The following is an 18,379-nucleotide window of genomic DNA, read 5'->3' on the forward strand; positions in this document are numbered from 1 at the left end:
TGGTTGCGGATCACCCGGTCAACCGGCGAACGGCTGGTCACCCATCCGGTGAGTCCTACGTTCAGAACCCGTGAGTCCTACGTTCGGAACGGGTGAGTCCTACGTTCGCGACCCCCGAATTCAACGCTCACGACGAGCGGCGGGGTGCGTGAGCGTTGAATTCGGGGGTTCTGAACGTAGGACTCACGCGACGTGAACGTAGGACTCACGGGGTGAGCTGGGGGTTTGAGGTCAGCCCGAGCCTAGGCACACGAACGGGCGGCGCAGCGGGTCGACGGCCACCGCGTCGGCCAACGCCACCGCCGGTGACGCCCCGCCCGCGAGGTTGCGGTGGAAGTCGGCCATCGCCGCCGCCGACGGCTCGTCGCCCACCCGGCTGGACGCCGCGATCACCGTCCGCGCGCCGCTCGCCAGCAGCGCGCCGGCGAACCCCAGCGGCTCGTCACCGGGCCGCACGCGGTTCAACGCCAGCTCGCACGCGGCCAGCACGACCTGGTGCGGCGGCCGGCGCACCCGCCCCACCTCGTGCGCGAACATCGCGCCGTCCACCAGCTCCAGCCGCGAGAACAGCGCGTTCTCCGGCTCGTGCTCGCCGTGCGCGGCGATGTGCGCCAACTCCACGCCGTCCAACGCCTCCAGCACCGAGTTCACCCGCGCCTCGCTGACGCCGAGCAGCTTCGCCTCACCGTGGTAACCCGCGAGCCGGTCGATCTCACCCTGCGCCGCGTGCAACCCCGGACCGCGCACCAGCAGCACCCCGGTGGCCGGCTCCCGGTCCGCCCGGATCGCCGACACCCACGCGGTGGCGGACGGCGCGGCGGTGGTCGGCCGGTTCGCGCACATCGGCAGCACACCCCACGGCACCACGTACAGCGCACCCGTCGGCACGATGACCAGCTCCCGCGAGCCGATCATCGGCGCCAGCGGACGCAGCAGCAGCCGGTCCAGCTTCTCCGCCTCACGGCGCGCGGACGCCGCGATGACCTCCGCCAGCAGCGGCGGCAGGTAGTCCGGCGCCAACGCGTTGAGGTCGGCGTGCAGGCGGCGCGCGCTCTCCGTGACGGCGGCGGCCGACCCGAGGCGCACCATGCGGACACGTTCCCCGGCCAGCACCAAGGCGACCAGCTCGTCGTCGGACACCGCGAAGCTCACCATGGCCCGTCCACCAAGCCGGGCCAGCACCTCGTCCGGCGTCACGACCGGGCGCGGCGTGCCCCACGGGCCGGAAGTCCAGCCCATCCGCGTCGCGGCACGCTGGCTCTGCTTGAGCCGCCCCTCCAGCTCGGCGGTCGGCAGGCCGTCGAGGCGGGCCCGCAGCAGCACCCGGCTCAACCGGCGCACGTCGGCGATCCGTTCGCCCAGCTCGGAATCCACCGCGGACTCGGCCGGGTCGTACCGGTACAGCTGCGCCCTGGTCCGCTCCAGCCAGGTGAACAGCCGCTTCGCGTCGGCCGCCGAGTCACCGGCCTCCAGCACCAGCCGGACGGCGAGTTCACCCAGCTCACGGCCGTGCACGGCGGTTCCCGAGACGAGTTCCAGCCCACCCAGTCGGTCCCGCATCCGGCCCAGTTCGGCCAACCCCGCCTTCGCCTGCGCCAACGCCACCCGCTCGTTGCCGCGGGCCAGCGCCAGCTCCGCCCGGCACAGCCGCAGCAGCATCCGGTGGTCGATCGGCGTGATCCGGCGTGACTTGGGGACGCGGCGCAGCAACTCGGCGCCGCGGTCCGGGGAACCCCGGCGGATCTCCAGCCGGGCCGCCAGCACGAGCGCGAACGCGGCCTGGTCGAGCAGCTTCAACCCGGCCAGCTCGACGGACAGCTCCAGGGCGCGCACCACCACTTCGGCGACCGGCCGCCGTGACTCCAAGGCCCGCAGCACGTCCACCCGCAACGCGATCAGCCCCGCCACCGCAGCCCACGCCGGACTGCCGCGCCCCACCAGCTTCCGCTGCGCCGACCGCGCCATCCGCCGGGCCAGCACGAGGTCGCCGTCCTGCAACGCCGCCGCCGCGCGGAACAGCTCGGCCTCGGCCACGTCCTGCCCGATGCGTTGGCGGCGCAGCTCCGGCAGCACCTCGTCCAGCAGCCGACCGGCCTCGTCGGCCAGACCGACGCTGATCATCGCCTCGGCCTGGTCGATGCGCAGCCGCAGCAGCAGGCCGGGTTCGAGTTCCTGGAACGCCCGGTTGGCCTCGTGGTAGTGGTGCAGTGCGGCCGGGATGTCACCGGCGCGCTGCACCGCGTTGCCCAACGCGTGCTCGGCGATCGCGGCGCGCAACGGCAGGTCGTGCGCGTTGGCCAGCTCGACCGCCCGGTTCAGGTCGCGGACGGCCTTCTCGTGGCGGTGGACCTCGCCGTGCGCGTTGCCCCGGTTGGACAACGCGAGCGCGAGCAGGTCGACGGACTCCTGGCCGGCGTGCGCGGTGAGGCGCCGTTCGCTGCGCTCGATCTCCCGGTCGAGCTGGGCGATGCCCTCGTCGATGCGGCCGACCCGGCACAGCAGGGCGGCGCGGTTGAGGTTGACCAGGGTGGAGAGGTGGGCGCGCAACTCCTCGTCCCGCAGGCCCGCCAGCTCGCGGTCGACGCCGGCGAGCTGGACCAGGCCGTCGTCCACGTTGCCCGTCTCGGCGAGGCAGAACGCCAGCGTGTTCAGCAGCCGGGTGCGGACCTCAAGCCGTGCCTGCGGGTCGATGCCCGGGGTCTCCAGCAGGGCCAGGCCCCGGCGCATCTGCCGGATCGCGGCGGGGTGTCGGTCGGCGGTGGCCGCGTCCAACGCGCTGCGGTGCAGCTGCCGGGCCAGCGCGACCGTGTCGTCCGGCCCGGAGGAGGCGCGGCGCGTCCCGCGTGGTCTGCGAACGGGTGTTTGCGCAGGCACCGTCATATGAGATCACAGGGGACAGGCGGATACCGCCGGCCACGAGGTCGGCGGCACCCGGTGTGACGTCACTGCAATGTCGGTCGCTGGGCGATCAGATCGCTCGGCGATCAGTTGGTCGGCGTGACCGCCACCGGCTCGTCGCCGGTCGGCTTGTACGGGCCGCCCATCGGCTTCACGAGCGGGTCGCCGGTCGGCTTGTACGGGCCGCCGGTGGGCTCCGCGCCCCCACCACCCCCGCCGGTGTCCGTTCCCGCGTCGATGATGCCTTCCTCGACGGTGTCGATCCGGTTGACGAGGTTCGGGTCATGACGAGCCATCGCGTTGCCTCCCCTACAACAGACCCCTCGGGCGGGGCGTCCTCTGCGTCGGATTGATCGTTTCGGCGGGTCCCCCGACCCCGGCCGAACGGTTCAAGCGTGACACAAATGGACGCAGCCAAGAAGGTTCAGTTTCACGGAGAGCAACCACTGGCCCGTTCCTTAGGCCATCTGCCAGCACCGGAGAAGCGCTTCAAGGAGTGTTACCACACGAATGGGTGAACGCCTTAACACTCTGACGGCATCTCGTGACCGCAGAAGGGCGCCCGGAAACAGCGGTGGGGCAGGGCTCACGAGAGCCCTGCCCCACCGGTGGAACCACTGCTACGAACAGCGGGCGATGATCAGCTCGCGCACGCGCTTCGCGTCCGCTTGACCCTTCGTCGCCTTCATGACCGCGCCGACGATCGCACCGGCCGCCGCCACCTTGCCGTCGCGGATCTTCGCCGCCACGTCCGGCTGCGCGGCCAGCGCCTCGTCCACCGCCTTCTCCAGCGCCGAGTCGTCCGAGACGACCTTCAGGCCGCGGGCCTCGATGACGGCCTCCGGCTCGCCCTCGCCCTCCAGCACACCGGTGACGACCTCGCGGGCCAGCTTGTTCGTCAGCTCACCCGAGTTCACCAACCCGATCACGCGGGCGATCTGCGCCGGCGTGATGGCCAGCTCGGTCAGCTCGACGCCGCGGTTGTTGGCCTCCTTGGTCAGGTAGGACACCCACCACGACCGGGCCTCGGTGTGCGTCGCGCCGGCGTCCACCGTCGCCGCCACCAGGTCCACCGCACCGGCGTTGACCAGGTCGCGCAGCTCGGCGTCGGTCAGCGACCACTCGTCCTTCACCCGCTTGCGGCGCTCCCACGGCAGCTCCGGCAGCGTGCCGCGCAGCTCCTCGACCCACTCGCGGGACGGCGCGATCGGGGCCAGGTCGGGCTCCGGGAAGTACCGGTAGTCCTCCGCCGTCTCCTTCGTTCGCCCCGGCGACGTGCTGCCGGTGGACTCGTCGAAGTGCCGGGTCTCCTGGGTGATCTTCCCGCCGGACGCCAGCACGGCCGCCTGGCGGGTCATCTCGAACCGCACCGCCCGCTCGACGCTGCGCAGCGAGTTGACGTTCTTCGTCTCGGTGCGGGTGCCCAGCTCGCCCGTGGTCTTCGGCGAGAGCGACACGTTCGCGTCGCACCGCAGCGAACCCTGGTCCATCCGGACGTCCGACACGTCGAGCGCCTTCAGCAGGTCGCGCAACGCGGTGACGTACGCGCGCGCCACCTCGGGCGCCCGCTCGCCGGTGCCCGGGATCATCTTGGTGACGATCTCGATCAGCGGCACGCCGGCCCGGTTGTAGTCCAGCAGCGAGTGCTCCGCGCCGTGGATGCGGCCGTCCGAGCCGCCGACGTGCAGCGACTTGCCGGTGTCCTCTTCCATGTGCGCGCGCTCGATCTCGACCCGGAACAGCGAGCCGTCGTCCAGCGTCACGTCCAGGTAGCCGTTGAACGCGATCGGCTCGTCGTACTGCGACGTCTGGAAGTTCTTCGGCATGTCCGGGTAGAAGTAGTTCTTCCGGGCGAACCGGCACCACTCCGCGATCTCGCAGTTGAGCGCCAACCCGATCCGGATCGCCGACTCCACCGCCTTGCCGTTGAGCGTGGGCAGCGCGCCGGGCATGCCGAGGCAGGTCGGGCAGACCTGCGTGTTCGGCTCACCGCCGAAGACGTTCGCGCAGCCGCAGAACATCTTCGTGTTGGTGTGCAGCTCGACGTGCACCTCCAGCCCGAGCACCGGGTCGAAGCGCTCGATGACCTCGGCGTAGTCCATCAGCTCGTGCACCGACGTCATGCTTTCCCGTCCTTCCGCAGACCCCGCACGGCCAGCGCCGCACCGGTGATCGCCACCAGGATGCTCGCCACCGCGTTGGCCAGCGCGAGCTTGTCGTTCTTGCCGCGGGCCGCCTTCAACGTGGAGAACGCGCTGGTGGCCGCACCCGCGGCGCCGACCAGCGACAGGATCGTGCGTCCGCGCTTCACCGGGCACCTGCCAACTGCGGCACGTTCTGGATCACCGGCGTGCCCAGGGCCGCGTCGCGCGCGACCTCGTACGCCGCCGCCACCCGGTACATCCGGTGGTCCTGCAACGCGGGCGCCATGATCTGGAGCCCGACCGGCAGACCATCCTCATCGGACAGTCCACTCGGGACGCTCATGGCGGCGTTGCCGGCCAGGTTCGACGGGATCGTGCACAGGTCGGCCTTGTACATGGCCATCGGGTCGCCGGTGCGCTCGCCGATCCGGAACGCGGTGGTCGGCGTGGTCGGCGAGACCAGCACGTCCACGGTGGCGAACGCGGCCTCGAAGTCGCGGCTGATGAGCGTCCGCACCTTCTGCGCCGAGCCGTAGTACGCGTCGTAGTAGCCCGACGAGAGCGCGTACGTGCCGATCATGATGCGCCGCTTCACCTCGGGGCCGAAACCGGCCTCGCGGGTCAGCGACATGACCTCTTCGGCGCTGCGTGTGCTGTCGTCGCCGACCCGGATGCCGTAGCGCATCGCGTCGAAGCGGGCCAGGTTGGACGAGGCCTCGCTGGGCGCGATCAGGTAGTACGCGGGCAGCGCGTAGTCGAAGCTCGGGCACGAGACCTCGACGACCTCGGCGCCCAGCTGCTTGAGCTGCGCCACGGCCGCTTCGAAGCTGCGCAGCACGCCCGGCTGGTAGCCCTCACCGCTGAGCTGCGTGACCACGCCGACGCGCACGCCGGTCAGGTCGCCGTTCGCACCCTCGCGTGCCGCCGCCACCACGGGCGGGACCGGCGCGTTGATCGAGGTGGAGTCCATCGGGTCGTACCCGGCGATGATCTCGTGCAGCAGCGCCGCGTCCAGCACCGTGCGGGCGCACGGGCCGGCCTGGTCGAGCGACGACGAGAACGCCACCAGCCCGTACCGCGACACACCGCCGTAGGTGGGCTTCACGCCGACCGTGCCGGTGACCGCGCCGGGCTGGCGGATCGAGCCGCCGGTGTCCGTGCCGATGGACAGCGGGGCCTCGAACGCGGCCAGCGCCGCCGCCGAGCCGCCGCCCGAGCCGCCGGGGATGCGGTCCAGGTCCCACGGGTTGCGGGTCGGGCCGTACGCCGAGTTCTCGGTGGAGGAGCCCATCGCGAACTCGTCCATGTTGGTCTTGCCGAGGATCACCACCCCGGCTTCCTTCAGCCGGCGGGTGACCGTGGCGTCGTAGGGCGGGATCCAGCCTTCGAGGATCTTCGAACCGACCGTGGTCGGCACGCCCTCGGTGGTGAGCACGTCCTTGAGCGCGATCGGCACGCCGGCCAGCGGGCCGACGTGGACGCCGGCCGCGAGGTCCTCGTCCACCTTCCGGGCCGCCTTGAGGGCGCCTTCGGTGTCGACGTGCAGGAACGCGTTGACCGGGCCGTCGACCTCGCCGATGCGGTCGAGGTGGGCCTGGGCGACCTCGACCGCGGAGACCTCGCGGCTCGCGATCTTGGCGGCCAGCTCGGCGGCCGTGCTGCGGATCAGACTGTTCATGATTCCGCCTCCGCGCGGAAGATAACGTCGGCGGTACCGGACGCCGCCTCCGCGGAGAAGATCACGTCGGCGGTCATGCTTCCTCCCCCAGGATGCGGGGCACCCGGAAGCGGCCGTCCTCGGCGGCGGGGGCGCCCGCGAGCGCCTGCTGCTGACCGAGGCTGGGACGCACCACGTCCTCGCGGAACACGTTGGTCAGCGGAACGGCGTGCGAAGTGGGTGGGATGTCCGCGGTGGCGATGTCGCCCACCGTGGCCACCGACTGGAGGATCACGTCCAACTGGCCGGCGAACAGGTCCAGCTCGTCGTCCGTGACGGCGAGCCTCGCCAGGCGGGCCAGATGCGCGACCTCGTCGCGGGAGATGCTGGGCACCTCGTCAACCCCCGGGGGTCTGGTTTTATGGTTTTTGGACCTGCCGAGTCTATTGGCTGGTCAGGGCGGACTTCGACCGGGTTACCCGCGCCCGCGCGCGTGGGTGCGCGATTTTACCGGTGGGCAACGTGCCTGGTGGGTCGGAAAGCGAAGCTGCGTCTGCGAGAATCATCGACCGGCGAGTTCCACCTCGATGCTCCACCCACAGCCTTTGGAGGCCTGCACCGTGTCCTTCCTGATCCGGGTCCAGCTCCCGGACCGTCCCGGCACCCTGGGCGCGGTCGCCTCCGCGCTCGGCGCCATCGGGGCCGACATACTCAGCGTGGACGTGGTGGAACGCGGCGCCGGCCTGGCCATCGACGACCTGGTGGTCGAACTGCCCTCCGGGCGGCTGCCGGACGTGCTGATCACGGCCGCCGAGTCCATCGAAGGCGTCGAGGTGGACGCCGTCCGGCCGTACGCGGGTGTGCTGGACACCCACCGCGAGCTGGAGCTGGTCGAAGAGGTCGCCGAGGACCCGCGCAACGGGCTCGCGGTGTTCACCGAGGGCGTGCCGAAGATCATCCGGGCGGGGTGGGCGGTGGTCGTGTCGTGGGACGGGTCCACCGTGCGCCGGCTGACCTCGTCGTCGGCCGCGCCGGAGACGAAGCTGGAGGCCCCGTGGATGCCGCTGGCGCGGGCGACCGTGCTGGACGGCGAGGAGGACTGGGTGCCGGAGACGTGGCGGGAGCTGGGCACCGAGCTGGCCGCCACCCCTCTCGGCAAACCGGACCGCGTCCTGCTCGTGGGCCGTCCCGGCGGCCCCATGTTCCGCGCCGCCGAAGTGGCCCGCCTCGCCCACCTGGCCGGCATCGTCTCCGTCGTCCTCCCCGACTAACCCGCGAGTCGAACACTCAGGTCGCGCGAGTCGAACACTCAGGCCCACCGAGTCGAACGTTCGGAACGTTGAATTCGGAGGTCCTGGAGGTTCGACACGCGGGACCTGAAGGTTCGACACGCGCGGGGGTTCAGGGGTGGCGGCTGGTGGTGGCGATGGTCACGCCCAGGCCGATCATGGCGAGGCCGCCGGCGCCGCCGACGAGGGAGAGGCGGCGCGGGGAGCTTGCGAACCACGTGCGGGCGGTGGCGGCGGCCAGGCCCCATACGCTGTCGGACGCCACGGCGATGACGTTGAAGACCAGGCCCAGCAGGAGCATCTGAGCAGCTACGTGGCCTTGGGCACGGTCCACGAACTGCGGCAGCACGGCGGCGAAGAACACGATCGTCTTCGGATTCGCCACGCCGACCGCGAAGCCCTCCCACAACGTCCGCATACCACCGCGAACCGGACCACCCCCGGTGAACGAGGCGTGCAACGACCCACGCTGCCGCACCGCCTTCACGCCCAGGTACACCAGGTACGCGGCGCCGACGAGTTTCAGGGTCGTGAACACGAACGCCGAGCGCTCCACGAGCGCCCCGACGCCGAACGCCACAGCGACCACGAGCGCGTAAGCACCGAGCGTGTTCCCCAAGACGGTGATCAACGCGGCACGGCGGCCCTGCGCCAACGCCCGGCCGACCACGAACAGCACGCTCGGCCCGGGGATCACGATCAGCAGGAACGACATGGCCGCGAAGGCCAGGAGCCGGTCGGTGGACACCATGCCACCAACGAAACCACGCCGGACACCCGCTCTACCAGTGCTTTTCCGCCACGGCGGCAAGCCCCACGAGCTGCGCGTTGCCCACCGCCGGCGTGCCGTCACGGGCGGTGAGGGTGTCTTCGAGACCGATACGGGTGTCCAGCCCGCGCGACAACGCGTAGTCGAGCACCGGCCACGCGCTGTCGTCCTCGCCGTGCAGCAGGATCGGCACGCCGAGCGGCGTCAGCAGGTCCAGCAGCTCGTCGGCGTGCCGCGTCGTCTCCCCCGGCTGGACCTCGGCCAGCACCCGGACCGTCCCCTCCGGCACGCCCGCGTCCAGCAGCGTTCGCGCGGCGGCGGTGTGGAACACGCCCAGCTCGATCCCGATGCCCGCCCCACGCAACGCGGTGGCGATGTCGAGCCAGCCGTCCTCGTGCACGTTGACCGACGCGAAGTCCGGACGTCCGGCGGCCAGGCCCGCCCACCCGAGCACCAGTTCGGCCCGCCGCACCCGGTCCGGCACGATCCACGCGCCCGTCGTCACGCCGATCTCGGCGAGCGGCACGGCGGCGCGCACCACGGCGACCGAGGTGGCGACCTCCGGACCGGCCAACACCTCCAAGCCGACCACGTCCCGCGGGTGCAGGTGGAACGACGTGACGCCGAGCGCCGCGCACTCCACCGCGTCCGCCGCCAGCTCCTGCGGGGTGATCGGCAGACTAGGGTGACTGCCCGGCTCGCGGGCGCCGTTCAGACAAGCCTGGAGCACGAAACCCACCGAACCACAAGGTGTTGGATACCGCCATGCCGACGCTGACCTCAGCCCTGCTGCGCCACTACGCGGGCGCCAAGTCGTACTGGCGCGGGCTGACCTACCGTGACTCCGTGGCCGAGCTGGCCGTGCGCTCGCGGCACGTGGAGGCCTTGGTGCTCGGCGCGTCCGAGTACCGGGTGACGTTGCAGTGGGAGGACACCCACCTGACGGGCACCTGTTCGTGCCCGTACGGCTCGCAGGGCTTCTTCTGCAAGCACTGCGTGGCCGTCGGCCTGGTGCTGCTGGAGCGCGGCCTGACCGTGCCGCCGCCGGACGCGGAGGACGAGGAGCTGCGCGTCCGCCTCGCCGAGCTGGACCACGCGACGCTGGTCGGGCTGCTCTACGACCAGGCGTCACGGGACCGGTCGCTGCGCGACGAGATCATGCGAGTTCGAGGCTGAACCCGAGCGCCATCACGTCCACGCCCGGCACCGGCTGCCAGTCGCGTTCCGGCAGCCGTTGGAACCCGAGCCGCTGGTAGAGGCGGTGCGCCGTGGTCATGTGCTCGGAACTGCTCATCACCAGCCGCCGCGCGCCCAGTTCCCGCGCCCGCACGACCACCGCGCGCACCAGCACCTCACCCACGCCTCGGCCGCGTGCGGACGGGCTCACCGCGAGCATCCGGAACTCCACCTCGCCGTCCCGGCTGACCTCGGCGTAGGAGGTGCCCGGCTGGACCACCGTGACGGTGCCGAGCACGGTGTTCTCCGCGTCCACCGCCACCAGCAGTTCCGCCTCCCGGGCACGGGTGCGGGCATCGACCAGCTTGTCGGCGTACCCGCCGGTGTGGCTGTCGATGTGCCGGTCGGCCTGGTAGGCGGCGACGGTGATCGCACCCGCCGCCGCCCACTCGTCTTCCCGCGCGGGCCTCACCACGATGTCGGCCATCTGGTACCCCTCCACCTCGCTGAACCTCCCCGATCGTGTTCAAGACAACTGCGCCGGGCGGGCGCGATCAAGGATCGGGGCGGATGTCACCCCGGACCGTCCGCAAGACTGCGGGCCGCGATGATGGCGTCATGCCCCTTCCCGGTGCGATCGAACTGCCAGACAAAGCCCTCGTGCGCGGCCGGGGTCTGCGGTACCCGGCTCCGGAGGGGACGCCTGATTACGGCCTCTACCTGGGGTCCGCGAAGATGCGCAAGCAGCGCGGGGCCGGCATCACGTGGCCGCACGAGTGGGTCGAGTGGCCGGACTTCTGGTTGCCGAAGTCGGCGGAGCAGGCCGTGGCGCTGATCCGGGACCTGCACGTGCGGGCCGTGGCGGGTGAACGGGTCGAGGTGGCGTGCGGCGGCGGTGTCGGGCGGACCGGGACGGTGATCGCGTGCCTGGCCGTGCTGGCGGGCGTGCCGTCGGGTGACGCGGTGGCGTGGACGCGGGCCCACTACAACCGGCGTGCGGTGGAAACGCCCTGGCAGAAGCGGTGGGTGACGCGCTTCCCCGCCCTTGCGTGACGTCGACGCGCCAAGTCGACGCGCCAAGTCGACCCGCCAAGTCGACGCGCCAGGTTCACACGCCGAGTCCGCGCCCTACTCGGGTACCGCGGGGTCTTCGGTGGCCGTGGGGTCTGCGGTGGCCGTGGGGTCTGCGGTGGCCGTGGGGTCCTCAGTGGCTGCGGGGTCCTCGGCGAACGTGGCCACCTTGGTGGCGGCTTCGGGGCCTTCGTCCAACAGGACGCGGAAGCCTGCCTCGTCCAGTACCGGGACCTTGAGCTGGAGCGCCTTCTCCGCCTTGGAACCCGGCGACTCGCCCACGACCACGAACGCCGTCTTCTTGGACACCGAGCCCGCCGCCTTGCCCCCGCGCGACAGGATCGCCTCCTTCGCCTCGTCCCGCGAGAACGTCTCCAGCGACCCCGTCACCACGATCGACAACCCCTTCAGGTCGCGCGGGATGGAGGTGTCGCGGTCCTCCGACATGCGGACGCCCGCCGCGCGCCACTTGTCCACGATGGCCTGCCGCCACGGCGTCTCCACCCACTCCCGCACGGCCGTCGCGATGGTGGGACCGACACCGTCAGCCGCCGCCAACTCCTCCTCCGACGCCGCGATGACGCGCTCCAGCGAGCCGAACTCCTGGGCCAGCGCACGGGCCGCGGTGGGGCCGACGTGGCGGATGGAGAGGGCGACCAGGACTCTCCACAGTGGACGCTGCTTGACCGTTTCCAGGTTGTCCAGGAGCTTCACCGCGTTCGCGCTCAGCTCGCCGTCCTTGGTGCGGAACAGGTCGACCTGCGCCAGCTTGGCCGCGTCCAGGTCGAACAGGTCACCCTCGTCCGAGTACACCGGGGAGTCGACCAGGGCCGCCGCCGCCTCGAAGCCCAGCACCTCGATGTCCAACGACCTGCGGGACGCGAGGTAGGCGAGGCGTTCGCGCAGCTGACCGGGGCACGCCGCCGCGTTGGGGCAGCGGATGTCCACGTCGCCTTCCTTCATCGGACGCAACGCGTGGCCGCACTCGGGGCAGGTGAGCGGCATCTCGAACTCGCGCGCGTCGGCCGGGCGGGCCTCGATCACCGGGCCCAGCACCTCGGGGATCACGTCGCCGGCCTTGCGGATCACGATGCGGTCGCCGATCAGCACGCCCTTGCGCTTGACCTCGCCGGCGTTGTGCAAGGTCGCCCGGGCCACCGTCGAACCGGCCACCTTCACCGGCTCCATCACCGCGAACGGCGTCACCCGGCCCGTCCGCCCCACCTGCACCTTGATGTCCAGCAAGGTGGTCGTCGCCTCTTCCGGCGGGTACTTGAACGCGATGGCCCACCGCGGCGCGCGCGACGTGCTGCCCAGGCGCCGCTGCAACGACACCTCGTCCACCTTCACCACCACGCCGTCGATCTCGTGCACGGCGTCGTGCCGGTGCGCGCCCCAGTAGCCGACGTGCTCGCCGACCTCCTCGAACGTGCCCAGCACCTTGGTGTGCGACGACACCGGCAAGCCCCACGCCTTCAGCGCCTCGTACGCCTCCGACTGCCGCGTCAGCTCGAAGCCCTCGCGCTTGCCCAGCCCGTGGCAGATCATCCGCAGCCGGCGCGACGCCGTCACCTTCGGGTCCTTCTGCCGCAACGACCCGGCGGCGGTGTTGCGCGGGTTCGCGAACGGCGGTCTGCCGGCCTCCACCAGCCGCGCGTTCAGCTCCAGGAAGTCCTGCACGGCGAAGAACACCTCGCCGCGAACCTCGACCAGCGCGGGCACGGGACAGGCGTCGGTGCCGGTCAGCGTCTCCGGCACGTCCTCCAGCGTGCGGACGTTCAGCGTCACGTCCTCGCCGGTCCGCCCGTCACCCCTGGTCAGCGCGCGCACCAACCGCCCGTGCTCGTAGAGCAGGTTGATCGCCAAGCCGTCGATCTTCAGCTCGCACAGGAAGTGGACCTCCGAGCCGACCTCCTTGCGCACCCGGTCGAACCACCCCTGCAACTCCTCGACCGAGAACACGTTGTCGAGGCTGAGCATCCGCTCCAGGTGGTCGACCGCCCTGAACTCGGTGGAGAACGTGCCGCCGACGAGCTGGGTGGGCGAATCGGGCGTGGCCAGCCCGGGGTGCGCCTCCTCCAACGCCGCCAGCTCGCGCAGCAACTCGTCGAACTCGCCGTCACTGACCGTCGGCGAGTCGAGGACGTAGTAGCGGAACTGGTGCCCGCGCACCACCTCGGCCAACGCGGCGTGCTCCTCCCGCACGTCGGCGGGCACGTCCTCGACGCCCTGCACGTGAGCCTGGGTCGGGTTCAACGGGTCGCTGCTGGTCACGGCATGAGGGTAACCAGGGGGTCCGACAATTTCAGGCGGTGTCCCCGTCGATCGCCCGGACCAGGTCGCGGAACTCCAGCAGGCCGATCGTGCCCGCCGGCTCGGTCGACGCCGTTTCGACCCGGCCCAGCCGTTCACCGGCCAACCGCTCACCGAGCGTGACGTCCAACGGCAGGAACGTCATCGTCTGCCGTGCCGCGTCGTCCAGGTTCGTGAACTCCGGGTGGTACACGGCGACGTCGACCAGACCGTCCGACACCTGCGCCACCACCCGCACGTCGGCCAGCCGGATCCGGCGCGCGCCGAGGTTGATCGTGACCTGGGTCGGGTCCGGCACCGGCGGCACCGAGTCGTGGTACTCCCAGATCATGTCCTCGGGCGGCGCGGCGTTGATCCACGCGTCCGTGTAGGGGCGGAGCTTCGGGTCCTCCTGGCTGGTGATCACCAGCGCGTAGATCGCCCGGTGGCCGCGTTCGAGGGAGAAGTCCAGGTCGGGGTGCATGTCGGCGACCAGCGCGCCGATCTCGCCCTCCACCCGGTGCGGTTCGCCGTCGCCCAGGGCCGCGCTGACGGTCGGCAGCAGCTCGAACCACTCCTGCCAGAACGCGACCGCGGCCTCGTCCGGGTTGGGCAGGTGGACGGGCGCCGGCTGCGGCACCGGCTGGGGCGCGGGTTCGGGCTGGGGTTCGGTACGGCGTCGGCGGAACCAGCTCATGCGCCCATTGAACTACGCCGGGTGGTCACCGCGAGGAGTTCCGCGGCGGGTCCCACCAACCGCCGTCCGGCCGGCCACACGGCGCGCAGCACGCGGCGCAGGTCGAGCGCCACTGGCACCTCGACCAGCCGCCCGTCGGCCAGGTCGAGGGCTACCGCGAGCACGCTCAGCACGGCCGGCGCCACCCCCGCGACCACCGCGCCGCGCACAGCCGTGGTCGAGCCGAGCTCCAACGCGGGCGCGCAGGCGTCCGGCAGCACGCGGTCCAGCGTGTCGCGGGTACCGGAGCCGCGCTCCCGCATCACCAACGGCGTCGCGGCCAGTTCCGCGGGCGTCACCTCACGACGTCGACGGGTCCACGGGTGCCCTGGCGCGACCACGACCGCGAGCCGGTCCACGGCCACCTTCCGTGACGAAAGCCCTGGCAGCGGGCCTGGCGCCTCGACGAACCCGAGGTCGACGACGCCGTCACGCACGAGCTGGCCGACCGTTTCCGAGTTGGTCACCCGCAGTCCGACCCGCAGGTCCGGCCGGGCCCGCCGCAGCTCCCCGATCCAGCTCGGCGCGAGGTGCTCGGCCACGGTCATGCTGGCCGCCACCCGCAACTCGGCCTCCCGCGCCGACCGCAACGCCCGCGCGCCCTCGACCAGGCCGGCGACCTCGTCCAGCACCCGCCGTGCCCGCTCGGTCACCACCACGCCCGCCGGCGTGAGCACGGACCCGCGCCGGCCCCGGTCCACGAGCACCAGGCCGAGCCGACGTTCCAGTGTGGACAAGCGTTTGCTCGCCGACGGCTGCGCGATGCCCAGCTCCTCCGCCGCCCGGCCGAGGCTGCCCAGCTCCCCCACCAGCACCAGCAGGCGCAACGATTCGAGGTCCGGGGTCATAGCCCAAGGGTATGACCCCAGAGCGAGGGACCGCCTACCGGAAGCCGTCGGCGAGGCCGAGGGTGGACGGTGTGCTGATAGCCGCGTTGGTCCTGGGTGTGCTGGTCGGTGCACGCCTGCCGGACCTCAGCGGCGTCACCCGGAAACTGCTGCGCACCGGAGTGGTGCTGCTCGGACTGCAACTGTCCATTCCGCAACTTCTCGCTGTGGGACCTGGCGTTCTGGTCGCGGTGCTGGTCACGGTCTCGGTGACGTTCTTCGGCACGCTGTGGCTCGGCCGCCGCCTCCGGCTGCCGCGCGGGCTCTACGTCCTGGTGGCCAGTGGCTTCTCGATCTGCGGCGCGTCGGCGATCGCGGCGGTCGAGGGCGTGGTGGACCGCGAGGACGAGCACGTGGCCACGAGCGTCGCCCTGGTCACGCTCTACGGCACGCTGGCCATGATCGCGTTGCCGCTGCTGAACGCGTCACCGCAGTGGATCGGGCTGAGCGTGCACGAGGTCGCGCAGGTGGCCGCCGCCGCGCCCGCGTCCGGCCTGGCGACGGCCATGGCGGTGAAGCTCGGCCGGGTGGCGTTGCTCGCGCCCATCGTGGCGTTCGTCGGCGCGCGCGGCAGCCGTCCACCGCTGGGTTTCCTGCTCGGCTTCGTAGCGTTGATGCTGGTCAGCCCGCTGATCCCGGCCGCCGTCCTGGATCCGGCCAAGACGGTGACGACCGTCGTGCTGGCCGCCGCGCTGTTCGGTCTCGGCACGTCCGTCCGCGTCGAGAAGCTCCTGCGGATCAGCCCCAGGGCGTTGCTCCTGGGGCTGCTCTCCACGCTTCTCGTGTGCGGGACGGGTTACCTGTCGCTGCGGATGGTGTGACCGCGCAGCAGGTCGGCGTTCAGGCGGGCGATCGTGGTCAGCGGAATGCCCTTGGGGCACGCGGGCGTGCACTCGCCGGCGTTCGTGCAGCCGCCGAACCCCAACGCGTCGTGCTCGGCCACCATGTCCCGCGCCCGCGAGTACCGCTCCGGCTGGCCCTGCGGCAGCACGCCGAGGTGGGTGGCCTTCGCGGCGGTGAACAACATGCCGGACCCGTTGGGGCAAGCCGCCACGCACGCGCCGCAGCCGATGCACGCCGCCGCCTCGAACGCCGTGTCCGCGTCCGGCTTGGGCACCGGAGTCGCGTGGGCGTCCGGCGCGGACCCGGCCGGCACGCTGATGTACCCGCCCGCCGCCACGATCTTGTCGAACGCCGACCGGTCCACCACCAGGTCGCGCACCACCGGGAACGGCTCGGCCCGCCACGGCTCGATGGTCACCACGTCGCCGTCCTTGAAGTGGCGAAGGTGCAACTGGCACGCCGTGGTCGCCTTCTCCGGCCCGTGCGCCATCCCGTTGATCATCAACCCGCACATGCCGCAGATGCCTTCACGGCAGTCGTGGTCGAATGCCACCGGCTCGTCGCCGGACGTGATCAGCCGCTCGTTGAGCACGTCCAGCATTTCGAGGAACGACATGTCGGGCGACAGGTCTTCCATCACGTAGTCCACCAGCCGCCCGGTGGCACTGCTCTGCCGCCAGATCCGGAGAGTCAGCTTCATGAATAACTCCGCGTGCTCGGGGTGACGTGCTCGAAAGCGAGCTCTTCCTTGTGGAGCACGGGCGGCTGGCCCACGCCCGTGTACTCCCACGCGGCCACGTAGGCGTAGTTGGCGTCGTCGCGCAGCGCTTCGCCGTCCGGGGTCTGGCTCTCCGCACGGAAGTGGCCGCCGCACGACTCGGCGCGGTGCAGGGCGTCGATGCACATCAGTTCCGCCAGCTCGAAGAAGTCGGCGACCCGGCCGGCCTTCTCCAGCTCCTGGTTCAGCTGCTCACCCGTGCCGGGCACCTTCACCCGCTGCCAGAACTCCGTGCGCAGCTCCGGGATCCGCTCCAACGCCTTGCGCAGCCCGGCCTCGTCGCGCTCCATGCCGCACTCGTCCCACATCAGCCGGCCCAGCTCGCGGTGGAACGACTCCACCGTGCGGTCGCCGTTCACGGCCAGCAGCGTCGTCACCCGGCCGCGCACCTCGGACATCGTGTCGGCCACGGCGGGGTGGCTGTCGTCGACGGCCTCGAACGGCGCGTCCGCCAGGTAGTCGCCGATCACGCCGGGCAGCACGAAGTAGCCGTCCGCCAAGCCCTGCATCAACGCCGACGCGCCCAGCCGGTTCGCGCCGTGGTCGGAGAAGTTCGCCTCACCGATCACGTACAGGCCGGGGATGGTGGAACGCAGGTCGTAGTCGACCCACAGGCCGCCCATCGTGTAGTGCACGGCGGGGTAGATGCGCATCGGCGTCTTGTACGGGTCGTCGCCGGTGATGCGCTGGTACATCTCGAAGAGGTTCCCGTAGCGCTCTTCCACGGCGGGAGCGCCGAGACGCTTGATGGCGTCGCGGAAGTCCAGGTAGACGCCGCGCTTCTCGTCGGAGATGTTCTTCGCCGCACGGGACGCGATGTCACGCGGAACCAGGTTGCCGAAGCTCGGGTACATCCGCTCCAGGAAGTAGTCCCGGTCGCTCTCGGGGATGTCGTTCGGCGCGCGGGTGTCCTGCGCGTCCTTCGGCACCCACACGCGGCCGTCGTTGCGCAGGGACTCGCTCATCAGCGTCAGCTTCGACTGGTGGTCGCCGCTGATCGGGATGCACGTCGGGTGGATCTGGGTGAAGCACGGGTTCGCGAACAGCGCGCCGCGGCGGTGTGCCCGCCAGATCGCGGTGGTGTTGCAGCCCTTGGCGTTGGTCGACAGGTGGAACACGTTGCCGTAGCCGCCGGTGGCGAGCACGACGGCGTCCGCGAAGTGCGTGGACACGTCGCCGGTGACGAGGTCGCGCACGACGATGCCGCGGGCGCGGCCGTCCACCACGATCAGGTCCAGCATCTCGGTGCGGGCGTGCATCTCGACCCGGCCGGCGGCGATCTGGCGTTCCAACGCCTGGTAGGCGCCCAAGAGGAGTTGCTGCCCGGTCTGGCCGCGGGCGTAGAACGTGCGGGAGACCTGCGCGCCGCCGAAGGACCTGGTGTCGAGCAGACCGCCGTACTCGCGGGCGAACGGCACGCCCTGCGCCACGCACTGGTCGATGATCTCGGTGCTGATCTGCGCCAACCGGTGCACGTTCGACTCGCGTGACCGGAAGTCGCCGCCCTTGACGGTGTCGTAGAACAGGCGGTGCACGCTGTCGCCGTCGTTGCGGTAGTTCTTGGCCGCGTTGATGCCGCCCTGCGCCGCGATGCTGTGGGCGCGGCGCGGGCTGTCCTGGTAGCAGAACGACTTGACCTGGTAGCCGAGTTCGCCCAACGTCGCCGCCGCCGCGCCGCCCGCGAGACCGGTGCCGACCACGATGACGCTGCGGTTGCGCCGGTTCGCGGGGTTGACCAGCCGGGCGGAGAACCGGCGGCGGTCCCAGCGCGATTCGATCGGACCGTCCGGCGCGCGCTGGTCGGCGATCGGGGAACCTTCGGTGTGGGTGTCCGGCATA

18 protein-coding genes are annotated in these 18,379 nt (G+C 71.4%); 4 read left to right on the forward strand and 14 right to left on the reverse strand.

The features are described 5' to 3' along the window. Positions 1 to 231: 231 nt before the first annotated feature. The 6 genes from F4560_RS25715 to gatC form a co-directional block, all read right to left on the reverse strand. A complete protein-coding gene (locus F4560_RS25715) occupies positions 232 to 2,880 on the reverse strand; it encodes a CHAT domain-containing protein (RefSeq protein ID WP_184923991.1) in 2,649 nt (882 codons plus the stop codon). 104 nt (positions 2,881 to 2,984) lie between these two features. Further along, entirely contained in the window at positions 2,985 to 3,194 is a 210-nt protein-coding gene (locus F4560_RS25720; protein WP_184923993.1) for a hypothetical protein, read from the reverse strand. 324 nt (positions 3,195 to 3,518) lie between these two features. Then, positions 3,519 to 5,021, reverse strand: coding sequence for an Asp-tRNA(Asn)/Glu-tRNA(Gln) amidotransferase subunit GatB (gene gatB, locus F4560_RS25725; RefSeq protein ID WP_184923995.1), 1,503 nt, complete (start codon positions 5,019 to 5,021; stop codon positions 3,519 to 3,521). Beyond that, the gene (locus tag F4560_RS25730) at positions 5,018 to 5,209 is read right to left on the reverse strand and encodes a hypothetical protein (RefSeq protein WP_033437546.1); all 192 of its coding nucleotides are present in this window, start codon (positions 5,207 to 5,209) and stop codon (positions 5,018 to 5,020) included. Before F4560_RS25730 ends, gatB begins: the two co-directional genes overlap by 4 nt. After that, entirely contained in the window at positions 5,206 to 6,720 is a 1,515-nt protein-coding gene (gatA, locus tag F4560_RS25735) for an Asp-tRNA(Asn)/Glu-tRNA(Gln) amidotransferase subunit GatA (protein ID WP_184923997.1), read from the reverse strand. Before gatA ends, F4560_RS25730 begins: the two co-directional genes overlap by 4 nt. Before the next feature lie 73 nt (positions 6,721 to 6,793). Next, positions 6,794 to 7,093, reverse strand: a complete 300-nt coding sequence (gene gatC, locus F4560_RS25740; RefSeq protein ID WP_015104569.1) for an Asp-tRNA(Asn)/Glu-tRNA(Gln) amidotransferase subunit GatC — start codon at positions 7,091 to 7,093, stop codon at positions 6,794 to 6,796. Positions 7,094 to 7,319: 226 nt separating this feature from the next. Here gatC and F4560_RS25745 point away from each other — a divergent pair, with 226 nt between their 5' ends. Next, complete coding sequence (locus F4560_RS25745) at positions 7,320 to 7,970, forward strand: ACT domain-containing protein (RefSeq protein WP_184923999.1); 651 nt, start codon at positions 7,320 to 7,322, stop codon at positions 7,968 to 7,970. A gap of 130 nt (positions 7,971 to 8,100) precedes the next feature. Here the strand turns inward: F4560_RS25745 and F4560_RS25750 are convergent, their stop codons facing one another. Both F4560_RS25750 and F4560_RS25755 read right to left on the reverse strand, forming a co-directional pair. Further along, the gene (locus F4560_RS25750) at positions 8,101 to 8,739 is read right to left on the reverse strand and encodes a LysE family translocator (protein ID WP_184924001.1); all 639 of its coding nucleotides are present in this window, start codon (positions 8,737 to 8,739) and stop codon (positions 8,101 to 8,103) included. A gap of 31 nt (positions 8,740 to 8,770) precedes the next feature. Beyond that, positions 8,771 to 9,496: a 3-keto-5-aminohexanoate cleavage protein gene (locus F4560_RS25755; protein ID WP_221483644.1), complete on the reverse strand. Its 726-nt coding sequence runs from the start codon at positions 9,494 to 9,496 to the stop codon at positions 8,771 to 8,773. 26 nt (positions 9,497 to 9,522) lie between these two features. Here F4560_RS25755 and F4560_RS25760 point away from each other — a divergent pair, with 26 nt between their 5' ends. Then, a complete protein-coding gene (locus tag F4560_RS25760) occupies positions 9,523 to 9,933 on the forward strand; it encodes an SWIM zinc finger family protein (RefSeq protein WP_184924003.1) in 411 nt (136 codons plus the stop codon). On the opposite strand, the gene F4560_RS25765 is transcribed toward F4560_RS25760, so the two are convergent. Next, the gene (locus tag F4560_RS25765; RefSeq protein ID WP_184929388.1) at positions 9,914 to 10,420 is read right to left on the reverse strand and encodes a GNAT family N-acetyltransferase; all 507 of its coding nucleotides are present in this window, start codon (positions 10,418 to 10,420) and stop codon (positions 9,914 to 9,916) included. The two genes, F4560_RS25760 and F4560_RS25765, sit on opposite strands and share 20 nt — an antisense overlap. A gap of 131 nt (positions 10,421 to 10,551) precedes the next feature. Here F4560_RS25765 and F4560_RS25770 point away from each other — a divergent pair, with 131 nt between their 5' ends. Next, complete coding sequence (locus F4560_RS25770; RefSeq protein ID WP_184924005.1) at positions 10,552 to 10,986, forward strand: protein-tyrosine phosphatase family protein; 435 nt, start codon at positions 10,552 to 10,554, stop codon at positions 10,984 to 10,986. A gap of 75 nt (positions 10,987 to 11,061) precedes the next feature. Here the strand turns inward: F4560_RS25770 and ligA are convergent, their stop codons facing one another. From ligA to F4560_RS25785, 3 genes are read right to left on the reverse strand one after another with little or no spacing between them, the layout of a single operon-like run. Beyond that, the gene (gene ligA / locus F4560_RS25775; protein ID WP_312869476.1) at positions 11,062 to 13,278 is read right to left on the reverse strand and encodes an NAD-dependent DNA ligase LigA; all 2,217 of its coding nucleotides are present in this window, start codon (positions 13,276 to 13,278) and stop codon (positions 11,062 to 11,064) included. 31 nt (positions 13,279 to 13,309) lie between these two features. After that, entirely contained in the window at positions 13,310 to 13,993 is a 684-nt protein-coding gene (locus tag F4560_RS25780; protein WP_184924006.1) for a hypothetical protein, read from the reverse strand. Beyond that, entirely contained in the window at positions 13,990 to 14,880 is an 891-nt protein-coding gene (locus tag F4560_RS25785; RefSeq protein ID WP_184924008.1) for a LysR family transcriptional regulator, read from the reverse strand. The genes F4560_RS25780 and F4560_RS25785 overlap by 4 nt, the downstream gene beginning before the upstream one ends. 11 nt (positions 14,881 to 14,891) lie before the next feature. Between F4560_RS25785 and F4560_RS25790 the strand changes: the two genes are divergently transcribed. Then, positions 14,892 to 15,740, forward strand: a complete 849-nt coding sequence (locus F4560_RS25790) for a YeiH family protein (protein ID WP_184924009.1) — start codon at positions 14,892 to 14,894, stop codon at positions 15,738 to 15,740. On the opposite strand, the gene F4560_RS25795 is transcribed toward F4560_RS25790, so the two are convergent. Both F4560_RS25795 and F4560_RS25800 read right to left on the reverse strand, forming a co-directional pair. Further along, complete coding sequence (locus F4560_RS25795; RefSeq protein WP_184924011.1) at positions 15,716 to 16,462, reverse strand: succinate dehydrogenase/fumarate reductase iron-sulfur subunit; 747 nt, start codon at positions 16,460 to 16,462, stop codon at positions 15,716 to 15,718. The genes F4560_RS25790 and F4560_RS25795 overlap by 25 nt on opposite strands. Beyond that, positions 16,459 to 18,378 carry a fumarate reductase/succinate dehydrogenase flavoprotein subunit gene (locus tag F4560_RS25800; RefSeq protein WP_184924013.1) on the reverse strand — a complete coding sequence of 640 codons (1,920 nt, stop codon included), beginning with the start codon at positions 18,376 to 18,378 and terminating at the stop codon, positions 16,459 to 16,461. The genes F4560_RS25795 and F4560_RS25800 overlap by 4 nt, the downstream gene beginning before the upstream one ends. Between the last annotated feature and the right edge of the window lies 1 nt (position 18,379).

The organism is Saccharothrix ecbatanensis, from assembly GCF_014205015.1.
Taxonomy (GTDB): domain Bacteria; phylum Actinomycetota; class Actinomycetes; order Mycobacteriales; family Pseudonocardiaceae; genus Actinosynnema; species Actinosynnema ecbatanense.